General features: G+C 36.4%; 9 protein-coding genes and 1 riboswitch. Of the genes, 1 reads left to right on the top strand and 8 read right to left on the bottom strand.

Annotated elements, in window-relative coordinates; translation table 11 throughout:
- Positions 1-56: 56 nt before the first annotated feature.
- The 3 genes from AC0OM3_RS25800 to AC0OM3_RS25790 are packed head-to-tail and all read right to left on the bottom strand — an operon-like array spanning position 57 to position 2607.
- A complete protein-coding gene (locus tag AC0OM3_RS25800; RefSeq protein ID WP_000721592.1) occupies positions 57-911 on the bottom strand; it encodes a MetQ/NlpA family ABC transporter substrate-binding protein in 855 nt (284 codons plus the stop codon).
- A 21-nt stretch (positions 912-932) separates the two neighbouring features.
- The gene (locus tag AC0OM3_RS25795; protein ID WP_001261868.1) at positions 933-1598 is read right to left on the bottom strand and encodes a methionine ABC transporter permease; all 666 of its coding nucleotides are present in this window, start codon (positions 1596-1598) and stop codon (positions 933-935) included.
- Positions 1588-2607: a methionine ABC transporter ATP-binding protein gene (locus tag AC0OM3_RS25790; RefSeq protein ID WP_000622969.1), complete on the bottom strand. Its 1020-nt coding sequence runs from the start codon at positions 2605-2607 to the stop codon at positions 1588-1590. The genes AC0OM3_RS25795 and AC0OM3_RS25790 overlap by 11 nt, the downstream gene beginning before the upstream one ends.
- 123 nt (positions 2608-2730) lie before the next feature.
- Positions 2731-2837: riboswitch (SAM riboswitch) on the bottom strand.
- 242 nt (positions 2838-3079) lie between these two features.
- Here AC0OM3_RS25790 and AC0OM3_RS25785 point away from each other — a divergent pair.
- Positions 3080-3625 (top strand): cysteine hydrolase family protein, encoded by a 546-nt coding sequence (locus AC0OM3_RS25785; RefSeq protein WP_000844905.1) that lies wholly within the window; start codon positions 3080-3082, stop codon positions 3623-3625.
- Positions 3626-3896: 271 nt separating this feature from the next.
- Here the strand turns inward: AC0OM3_RS25785 and pruA are convergent, their stop codons facing one another.
- The 5 genes from pruA to pcrA form a co-directional block, all read right to left on the bottom strand.
- On the bottom strand, positions 3897-5444 hold the full coding sequence (gene pruA / locus AC0OM3_RS25780) for an L-glutamate gamma-semialdehyde dehydrogenase (RefSeq protein ID WP_000259554.1): 1548 nt from the start codon (positions 5442-5444) through the stop codon (positions 3897-3899).
- Between the two features lie 153 nt (positions 5445-5597).
- A complete protein-coding gene (locus tag AC0OM3_RS25775; RefSeq protein ID WP_474213222.1) occupies positions 5598-6368 on the bottom strand; it encodes a TSUP family transporter in 771 nt (256 codons plus the stop codon).
- A 96-nt stretch (positions 6369-6464) separates the two neighbouring features.
- Positions 6465-7661, bottom strand: a complete 1197-nt coding sequence (locus AC0OM3_RS25770) for a CamS family sex pheromone protein (protein WP_000717032.1) — start codon at positions 7659-7661, stop codon at positions 6465-6467.
- Between the two features lie 16 nt (positions 7662-7677).
- Positions 7678-9687, bottom strand: coding sequence for an NAD-dependent DNA ligase LigA (gene ligA / locus AC0OM3_RS25765; RefSeq protein ID WP_000031452.1), 2010 nt, complete (start codon positions 9685-9687; stop codon positions 7678-7680).
- A 14-nt stretch (positions 9688-9701) separates the two neighbouring features.
- The coding region (gene pcrA / locus AC0OM3_RS25760; RefSeq protein ID WP_474213221.1) for a DNA helicase PcrA at positions 9702-11930 on the bottom strand (2229 nt) is incomplete at its 5' end.

Here is an 11930-nt window from a genome sequence, read left to right as displayed (position 1 = left end):
TGTTGAACGAACTAACAGCGGAGGGGTTCCTTCTGTTAGTCCATTAAACCCAATGATTATTTTACGATTTTTTCAAGCTCCTCAAGTGAAAGATCTACTGAAATGGAACCATCATTTGTTTCTTTCTTAATTGCATCTGTTACTTCTTTTGAATGGTATAATTCAATTACTTTTTTCAGTGTTGGATCATCTTTATCTTTCGTACGAGCTGCGAAAATATTAATATAAGGCTTCGCATTTTCATTCTTTGGATCTTCTAAGAAAATAGGATCCTTCGCTGGATCTAATCCAGCTTGACCAGCAACACCGTTATTAATAACTGATGCCGCTACATCTTTTAACACACGAGGTGTTTGCTGTGCGATAACCGGTGTAATTTTTAATTTCTTCGGATTTTCAGCAATACCACTTGGATCTCCAAATAGACCAAAGTCTTTTTTAAGCTTTAATAATCCAGCTGCATCAAGAAGTTTTAATGCCCGTGCTTGGTTCGTTGGATCGTTTGGAATTGCAATTTCTGAACCATCTGGGATTTCATTTGCTTTCTTATATTTTTCAGAGTATAAACCCATTGGCGCAATTTGCGTTGTACCAACAGCTGTAATATCTAACTTATGCTCTTTTTTAAATTGCTCTAAGAAAGCAATATGCTGGAATGAGTTTAGTTCAATATCTCCATCAGCTAGCGCCTTATTTGGCGTTGTGTAATCAGAGAACTCAACCAGTTTAATTTTAATTCCTTCTTTTTCAGCTTTCCTCTTCAAAATTTCCCAAGCGTCTCCATCCGTTCCAGTTACACCAACGCGAACTACTTTTTCTTTAGCTCCTGCCCCTATGTCTCCACTTGAACAGCCACTTAACGCTGAAACTCCTACAATCGCTGATAATGCAAATGCTAAAATTTTCTTCATTTTCTTTTACCCTCTTCCTTTTTATGATCTGCGTAAAAAGACTTTCGCAAAGTAGTTTCCTAAATTTTGAGCTACCTGTACAAGAATGATAAGTAAAACGACCGTTACGAACATAACTGATGTATCAAAACGTTGATAACCATATGTCATCGCTAAATCACCAAGACCGCCACCACCGACAAGCCCAGCAACTGCAGAAAATTCAATTAAACCAACTGTCATAAATGTAACCCCTAAGATCAATGGCGCTAACGCTTCTGGCACAAGAATTTCAAAAACAATTCTAATTGGCGAAGCCCCCATTGCTTGAGCTGCTTCAATGACTCCCTTTGGAACAGAAACAAGATTTGTTTCAACCATTCTAGCAATGCCGATTGATGCAACTAACGTCATTGGGAAGATTGCTGCTGCTGTTCCAATCGTCGTTCCGATAACACTTCTTGTTAGTGGGCTTAAAGCTACTAAAAAGATAATGAATGGAACCGGACGAATTGTATTAATAATGATATTAAGAATAGAAAAGACCCATTTATTTTCTAAAAAGTTTCCTTTTCTCGTTACATATAATAGTAAACCTAGGGGTATACCAAGAATTGTAGCGAATATAAGGGTTACAATTACCATTAAGAGGGTATCCCCCGTCGCATCTAGTATGCGCGGCCAAAATATACTCCAATCAACTCGCATGAGCTTCTACCTCCTTCAGCTGCACTTGCAGTCTTAGATGTTGTAATGCTTTTTGAATTTCCCTCTGCTCACCTTGCAACTCTACAAGAAGATTTCCAAATAGCACATTTTGAAGTTCAATAATATTTCCGTACAGTACATTTACATCGACGTTATAGTTTTTTGCGATATATGATAGTACCGGCTGTCCTGTCTCCTCACCAGTAAATGTTAGACGATAAATTTGACCACCATTTTGAATTTTCGCTAGAACACTTTCCGGTAAATGATCATTAATGACAGAACGTACAAAGTTTTGAGTCGTCTTTGTTTTTGGTTGCGTGAAAACATCAAACAGTTTTCCTTCTTCAATAACTTTTCCTTTCTCCATTACAGCTACACGGTGACAAATTTCTTTCACAACATGCATTTCATGTGTAATAAGAAGAATTGTTAAATTGTATTCTCTATTTACTTTCTTTAATAAGTTTAGAATTTCTGTCGTTGTTTCTGGATCTAAGGCTGATGTTGCCTCATCACATATAAGAATATCTGGCGATGTCGCAAGTGCTCTAGCAATGCCCACACGCTGCTTTTGTCCACCTGATAGCTGCTCTGGGTAATAGTTTGCTTTATCTTCTAACCCTACAAACTTCAGCAGTTCATTTACTCTTTCTTTTATCTCATTCTTTGGTACTTTCGCTAACTTTAATGGATAAGCAATATTTCCAAATACTGTTCTTGAATTAAATAAATTAAAACTTTGAAAAATCATTCCAATTCTTTGTCTCAGTTTACGTAATTCTTTCGTGGATAATGATGTAATATCTTTATCATCTATTGAAATCGTTCCTGCCGTCGGTCTCTCTAACATATTTACTAAGCGTAATAACGTACTCTTTCCAGCGCCACTAAAACCAATAATGCCAAAAATTTCGCCTTTCTCAACTGATAATGTTACATCCTCCACCGCATGAACAGATTGCCCAGCTGATTCATACACTTTACTTACATTGTTAAAAGAGATCATTTTTTCCCCTCCTATATGCTGTAAAAACTTGAAGCAGAGCTTTCGAGGTAAAATAAAAAGTGCCCTCCTTCTTATCAACCATAAAGATAAGAAGGAGAGCACTTATATGTACTCGTTCACATCTTCTCATCTTCCAAGCCTTTATATGGCTTGCTGGAGTTAGCACGGTATTAAAAAAACCCGTTGCTGAGGTATCGTAGGGCCAGTCCCTCCACCTCTCTGGATAAGAATGTATCGATTTAATTGTCGTTTAATTAATTCTCATTATAGAACTCAGAATAATAAGAGTCAATACATTTTTTAGAAAAATATTAATTATTCCTTTATTAAAATTTTCAGATGAAAATTCATGAGAAAATAGTAACTTTCAAGGTTATTTAAAATTCTTTTTCCTCATATTTTTAAACAGGAGAATCCTCTCTACGAATTGAATAAATTTATTTGAATATGAAACTCGGAGGAAGATAAATATATGAAAACAGCTCTTTTACTCGTCGATATTCAAAACGATTATTTTCCAAATGGAAAGATGGAATTGCGTAATCCAGTAGAAGCAAGCGAATATGCTAATCAGTTATTACAACACTTTAGAACAAACAACGAACCTATTTTTCATATCCAACACGTAGCTATAAAAGATGACGCTACTTTTTTCCTACCTAATACAGAAGGTGTACATATTCACGAAAGCGTACGTCCACTTAGAGAAGAAACAGTTATAGTCAAACATTATCCAAATAGCTTCCGAGAAACTAATCTTCTAGAGCAATTAAAACGTTTAGATATTGAACATGTCGTTGTATGCGGGATGATGACTCATATGTGTATTGATGCTACAGTAAGGGCTGCATTCGATTTTGACTTTCAATGTACCGTTATACATGATGCTTGTGCTACAAAAGACCTTTCTTTTAAGAACGCTACTATACCAGCTGTTTATATTCACAATACAATTTTAGCTAGTTTAAATGGTGTATATGCAAATGTAATAAGCACGAAAGAATTTTTAGCTACATAAAAAAAACACTCCTTTCAGTGAGCAAAACCGAAAGGAGTGTTCCTTGTCGAACCATAGATTTTCTTTCAAATTGTATTATACAGGAAATTCTCAAAATGAATACTAAAAAAAATGACTAATAAGTCAACTTTTCTCATCATTTTATTTCTGTTCACATGTTTATCCCGCTATTAATAGGTTTTAGCTCATTCCTTTCGAACGATAGTAATATATAGGATTTCAATTTTAAAAGGAGCTCTTCACATTCTGTGAAGAGCTCCTCTACTATTTCTTATAAAGTTTCAGAAGTAGTTTTTGCTTGCATGTGAAGTGCTAAGTAATCAGGTCCACCAGCTTTAGAGTCTGTACCAGACATGTTAAAGCCACCGAATGGTTGGTATCCTACGATTGCACCAGTACATCCACGGTTGAAGTATAAGTTACCTACGTGGAAGTCTTCACGTGCTTTTTCAATATGGTCACGGTTGTTAGAGATAACTGCTCCTGTTAAACCGTATTCTGTATTATTTGCAATTGCAAGTGCATGATCGAAGTCTTTCGCTTTACAGAATGCTACTACTGGTCCGAAGATTTCTTCTTTCATTAAGCGAGCATCTTCTGCAACGTCGGCAACGATTGTTGGTTGGATGAACCAGCCTTTAGAATCGTCTCCTTCGCCACCTGCTAAGATTCTACCTTCTTCTTTACCAATTGCAACATAGCTCATTACTTTATCGAATGCAGCTTGGTCATTAACAGGACCCATGTTTGTACCTAATACTGCTGGGTTAGCAACTGTTAATTCTTTTGTTAATTCAACAGCACGATTTAATACGTGATCGTATACATCTTCATGGATTACTGCACGAGAACATGCAGAACATTTTTGTCCTGAGAATCCGAATGCTGATGCAACGATAGACTTAGCTGCTAATTCAAGATCTGCTTCTTTATCAACAACGATTGTATCTTTACCGCCCATTTCAGCGATAACGCGTTTTAACCAAATTTGTCCTGGGTTTACTTTCGCTGCACGCTCATAGATACGGATACCTACATCACGAGATCCCGTGAAGCTTACGAAACGTGTACGAGGATGATCTACTAAGTAGTCACCAACTTCAGAACCGTTACCTGGAACGAAGTTTACTACGCCAGCTGGTAATCCAGCTTCTTCCAATACTTCCATAAATTTCGCTGCTACTACAGGAGTTGTACTAGCTGGTTTTAGTAATACTGTGTTACCAGAAACTAAAGCAGCTGTTGTCATACCTGCCATAATTGCGAATGGGAAGTTCCAAGGAGAAATGATAACACCTACTCCTAATGGAATGTAAGAGAAACGATTATATTCAATTGGACGGCTTTCTACTGGAATACCGTCTTTTAATTTTAACATTTGACGACCATAATATTCCATAAAGTCGATTGCTTCTGCTGTATCAGCATCTGCCTCATTCCATGGCTTACCTGCTTCTTTTACAAGAATAGCAGAGAATTCATGTTTTCTGCGACGAACGATTGCTGCAGCACGGAATAAAATGTCTGCACGCATTTCTGGCTTTGATTTTCTCCAAGTTTGGAATGTTTCATCCGCTACTTGCATTGCTTTTTCAGCTAACTCACGGCTTGCTTTTGAAACACGACCAACAAGTTCCTCTTTATTTGCAGGGTTTACAGAAACAATTTTGTCTTCTGTAGTGATTTTTTCTCCCCCAATAATTAATGGATAGTCTTGTCCAAGATAAGATTCTACTTTCTTTAAACCTTCTTCAAACGCTAATTTGTTAGCCTCCACTGAAAAATCTGTAAATGGCTCATGTTTGTATGCTACTACCATTCTTTTTAGCCTCCCCTTAGAAAAACGTTTACATTTTACAACATTATTCTACACGATAATTTAGATTTATTCAAATATTCCTAGACTTATATTTTAAAAATTAATAAATTTTTAAAATATAATAAAAAAAGAGATCCATACATGGGTATGAATCTACAAAATATGAGTATATTCCAAAACATTTTTTCCAATCAATAATATGGTAACTAATAAAAATAAAGTCCTCACATATCCAACACCTTTTTGAACCGCAAACTTCGATCCAAAATAAGCACCTAAGATCATTGATAATCCCATGATAATACCGTATTCAAAATGAATTATGTCTAAAAATAAAAAAGTAATTAAAGATACAATATTACTAACAAAATTCAAAAGTTTTCCAGATGCTGCTGCTTGAATAAAATCCAAGCCAATTAATAAAAATGCAAAAATTAAAAACGACCCTGTCCCTGATCCAAAAAATCCATCATAAAATCCTATCATTAAAATAACAAAGAAAAATATTAATGTTTTTCTTTGCGTCATCTTCTTATAGGTAGACACACTTCCCCAATTCTTTTTTGCAATAATATAAATAGCAATAAATACCAACATTACAAGTACTATTGGGCGTAAAATATCCGATGGAATAAATTTTACTACTAAAGCGCCTGCCACAGCTCCAACAATAGTTAACGGGATTAACTTTCCTACAATTTTAAAATCAACTTTTCCTGATCGAATGAAATACATCGCACTCGTAAATGTCCCCATTGTTGCCGCTAATTTATTCGTTGCAATTGCCGAAGCTGGCGATAGGCCAACAAACATAAGTGCAGGAAGCGAAATTAACCCTCCTCCTCCAACAACGGAATCAATAAAAGCTGCTAAAAAACCGAATGCAATTAATAAAATAATGACTTGAAAACTTAATTCGTCCATGAGCTTTACCCCTTCCCCCTATTTTTTACAACATTTTAAATTATAACAAAATTACATAAGAAAAAAAGCTGTTCCATAGAGGAACAGCCTTCATATTTAATCTAAAATTTTCACAAGTGGTTCATCTTTTTTTGCTTCACGTATAATAATAGCTTCTGGGCGTTCTACAGATTTAATCGTTACTTGTACTTTCATATAATTCGGGAAGTATTCCATAACAAGCCCTGCCACATATTGTGTAAAACCAACTATTTCAGCTTTTCCATTAAACTGGACAGGAATATCAAGCTTCATTTCTCTTAATTCATCATCTCTATACATACCAGTACCAATAACAGCTGTATAGTCTCCTTGGAAATAATCGCTTAGTTTTGCCTTAAAGTTGGATACTCTTGCAAGATCTTCACGTTTATTATCTGTTTTCGCTTGCTCTGATGGGAACAAATAATATTTTTCATTAATTTGTTTCCAATCTTCAACCGTTTCACTACCTTTTTCGACATTTGCATAAGAAACAAAATTACCTGGCACGAGCGAAGACTTTGGAGCTTGGCGATAAATCGCAAATGTTATCGGAATATTTTTTGTTTCAGGTTCTTTTTGATGTATGACTTTCAAAATTTCTTGCGCCATTTTTTTCCCTTCAGCTAACATCTTTTCATCTGGGATTGCAGCTTCACGTGGGTAACCATGCTCTTCGTTAAAATATTGAACAGAATTCATCGCTAATCCAACTACCATACCAACACGTTCCTCGTCGTTATCGCCTTTTTTCACATAATAATCATGCTCTAAAATATTTGAAATATATATTGGATTTTTTTTATTTTTCACTTCTAGTGATTCGGATCCTGTTCCTAAGGCAGGATTTAATCCTATATTAGGAAATTTAACTGCATCTTTTTTTAATTTTTCCTCTAGTTCCTTTTGTTCAGCATCTGTACGTTTTCTTTTAACAAGCATCTGTATAGTTTGAGTATCTAGAGCTTTTCCGCCTTTTAAAAAATTATCTTTCGTACTAAATGATTCTTTTGCAATTCGCATTAATCCTGTTTCAAATTCATCTATATCAAGGCGACTATTTAACCCTTGCACCACTAAACCACGTGCCTTTCCACCATCAAATGGAATAGTCGTCTTATAATATTCATCCGAAATAGCGTATTTTGGAACAACTGATTGTTCTTTTGCTTTCCCCGATTTCCCAGCCACTTTTTCATCTTTGTCGGCACCTGCACTACACCCACTTACAAGTAGGCCAAGGCTTAATACCGCTAATGCTATTTTTTTCATGGTAAGTTTGCACCTCTTACTTATTTAGCTCTTGTAAGAACCTCTCTTCATTCCAAACCTCAACATTATGTTTCTCCGCTTGTGCTAATTTCGAACCAGCTGCTTCACCTGCAACAACCAAATCCGTACTCTTACTAACACTTCCTGTTACTTTTCCACCTAATGCCTCAATCTTCTTCTTCGCTTCACTTCGTCCCATAACTTCTAGCTTACCTGTTAAAACAACCGTTTTTCCTGCGAAGTAAGATTCAACATTTTGTAAATCTGCAATTTTTATACCTTTGTATGTCATATTCACGCCATACTCTTTAAACTGCTGTAATAACTCTAATACATCTTCATTATCAAAATATGTCACAACAGATTGAGCCATTTTTTCGCCAATTTCATTAATTGCTTTTAGTTCTTCTTCCGTTGCTTTTACAAGCTCATCCATCGTTTCAAAGTGCTCTGCAAATGTACGTGCTGCTTTCGCTCCAACGTGGCGAATTCCAAGACCAAATAATAATCGCTCTAACGAGTTTTCTTTAGAATTTTCAATTGCTTGTATTAAGTTTGTTGCTGATTTTTCACCAAAACGTTCTAACTGTAATAATTGCTCTTTCGTCAATGCATATAAATCAGCAAATGTACGAATGTAATCAGCATCAAAGAGTTGTGTAATAACACGTTCTCCAAGTCCATCAATATTCATTGCATTTCTTGAAACGAAATGGATTAACCCTTCTCGAATTTGAGCAGGACAAGTTGGATTTATACAACGAAGTGCTACTTCTTCTTCTAAACGAACAAGTTCACTCTCACATGCTGGACAATGAGTTGGCATGCGGTATTCTTCTTCCTCACCAGTACGCTTATCAAAAATAACGTTCACAACTTCAGGAATAATATCTCCAGCCTTCTTCACAACAACGTAGTCACCAATTCGAATGTCTTTTTCGCGAATTAAATCTTCGTTATGTAAAGAAGCACGACGAACAATCGTACCAGCAACTCTCACTGGCTCTAGTTCTGCAGTCGGTGTTACAACCCCTGTTCGGCCAACACTTAATTCAATGCCTGTTAATCTCGTTACAACTTCTTCAGCCGGAAATTTATAAGCAATCGCCCACCTTGGACTCTTCGCTGTAGTTCCTAGACTTTCTTGAAGAGCAACATCATCTACTTTTATAACGATTCCATCAATCTCATAATCAAGATGCGGACGTTTTTCTTGCCATTCTTCTACATAAGCTATAACTTCTTCAATTGTTTCACATGTACGGCGATTTGGATTTGTCTTAAATCCAAGTTCACCTAAGAAATCCAGCGATTCACTATGTGATGAAATTGTTTTTTCTTCTACATTCGCAAGACCATACACAAACATAGATAAGTTACGCTTCGCTGCAATTTTCGGATCAAGTTGACGTATTGAACCTGCTGCTGCATTACGCGGATTCGCAAATACATCTTCTCCATTTTGCTCTTTTTCTTCATTTAGTTTAACGAATGAACGCTTCGGCATATAAGCTTCGCCTCGTGCTTCTAACGTTACTTCTTCATTTAAACGAAGTGGGATAGCTTTAATCGTTTTTAAATTTTGAGTAATATCTTCACCCGTTACACCATCACCACGTGTTGCCCCTTGAATGAAGCGTCCTTTTTCATAATGAAGCGAAACGGCAAGCCCGTCAATTTTTAATTCACATATATATCTTACATTCGCACCATCAATTCCTTGACGTACTCTTCTGTCGAAATCACGTAAATCTCCTTCGTTAAATGCATTTCCTAAACTTAACATTGGTGACTTATGTGTTACTTTTTCAAATATATCAAGAACAGTTCCCCCAACGCGAACGGAGGGAGAATCTTCACTCATAAACTCTGGGTTCTCTGCTTCTAATTTTATAAGCTCCTGCATATTACGGTCATATTCCGCATCAGAAACAGAAGGATTGTCTAATACGTGATATTGATAGTTAAATGTATTTAACAAATCACGTAATTCTTCTATACGTTTTTTTGCTATCTCTTTTGACATATCCTCATTCCTTTCTATTGTTTCGTCACAGGTGCAAATTTTGCTAACAAACGTTTAACACCAATCGGGCTTGGGAACGCAATATCTAATTCTTTTGCATCACCTTCACCTTTTACACTTACAACTGTACCGATTCCCCATTTTTGGTGGGAAGCTTTATCGCCTACTGCCCAGCCAATTTGCTCACCGCCTGTCGTCTTAGCTGCAGGGCGCGCGAAAGCTGAACGAGAGCGTGTTGTCGTTGTGATTGTCGTTTTGCCGCTACTTGCTGTTCTGCCTTTTGCACCAAACGAATTTTCACGCTTCGGCGCTGTTTCATTTAATGATTCCACTAGTTCTGTCGGGATTTCTGTAATGAAGCGAGACGCAGCGTTCATACTTGTTCTACCAAATAAAGTACGCATTTGCGCATTAGATAAATATAGCTCTTCTTCTGCACGAGTAATACCTACATAAGCAAGACGACGTTCTTCTTGCATTTCATCCTCTTCCATAAGAGAACGAGTATGCGGGAATATCCCTTCCTCTAAGCCAACAATAAAGACAACCGGGAACTCTAATCCTTTCGCTGAGTGCATCGTCATTAAAATAACTTCTTCACCAGCAGTTGGGTCTTCATCTACACGATCAATATCAGCAACAAGTGCTAAATCTGTTAAGAATGCAACAAGGCTCTTATCTTCGCTTTGAGATTCAAATGTTTGCGTAACAGATAAGAACTCGTCTAAGTTTTCTAAACGACCTTCCGCTTCTAAAGAACGTTCATTTTTCAACATATCGCGATAGCCTGTTTTTTCAATAACTTCTTCTACTAATTCTGTAACAGATAAATACTCTTGCATATTTACCCAGTTATTTAATAAATTCGCGAATTCTTTTACTGCCTTTGTAATTTTTGCACTTACTCCAACATGCTCAATCTCATCAAATACAGCAGTTAATGAAATTCCGTTTTGCACACCATAATTAATAATTTTATCAATAGAAGTCGCACCAATACCACGCTTTGGCATGTTAATAATACGTGCAAAACTAATTTCATCATCTGGATTACCGATTAAACGTAAGTACGCCAAAATATCTTTAATCTCTTTACGATCGTAGAACTTCGTACCCCCCACAATTTTGTACGGAATGTTAGATTTAAGGAAAATCTCCTCGACCATACGAGACTGAGCATTCGTACGATATAGCACTGCAAAATCAGTATATTTTCGTTTCCCCATTTGAATATCGTCGCGAATTTTTTTTGCAACAAAATACGCTTCGTCCTTTTCAGTTGCGGCACGATAATACGAGATTTTACTTCCAACTTGATTGTCTGTCCATAATTTCTTCGGCTTACGATTCGTATTTTTTTCAATAACGGCATTCGCTGCATTTAAAATATTTTGTGACGAACGATAGTTTTGTTCTAATAAAATTACTTGTGCATTCTCATAGTCTTTTTCGAATGACAAAATGTTAGAAATATCTGCACCACGCCAGCGATAAATAGACTGGTCAGAGTCACCTACAACGCAAAGATTTTTAAAACGCGCTGCCAAATGTTTAACAAGAAGATATTGTGCTTTGTTCGTATCTTGATACTCATCAACATGAATATATTGGAACTTACGCTGATAAAACTCTAATACTTCTGGAACACGTTCAAATAGCTGAATCGTCGTCATAATTAAATCATCAAAGTCTAATGAATTATTTTTCAAAAGACGTTTTTGATACTCTGTGTATACATCGCTCGTTAATTTTTCGTATGGATCAGCCATTGTAATTTTTTTTGCATATTTATCCGCAGATAACAGTTCATTTTTCGCATTACTAATACCCGCTAAAATAGAGCGCGGCTCAAATTTCTTCGGATCAACATTGCGCTCTTTCATAATTTTTTTGACTACAGTTAGCTGATCACCTGAATCTAAGATTGTAAAGTTACGATTAATACCAATACGATCGATATCGCGTCGTAAAATACGTACACACATAGAGTGGAACGTCGAAATCCAAATATCTTCTGCTTCTGGTCCCACAAGTGTATCAATACGCTCACGCATTTCACGAGCTGCTTTATTTGTGAAGGTAATAGCTAGTACATTCCATGGTGCTACACCTTTTTCACCAAGTAAATACGCAATACGATGTGTTAACACACGTGTCTTACCACTACCTGCACCTGCCATTAGTAGAAGTGGTCCATTCGTTGTTTGTACTGCTTTTTGTTGCTGTGGATTTAAACCGTTTAA

It is taken from the genome of Bacillus sp. FAU20 (genome assembly GCF_056033865.1).
The sequence above is the reverse complement of the archived record's forward strand: the minus strand, read 5'-3'. Positions and strand labels throughout refer to the sequence as shown.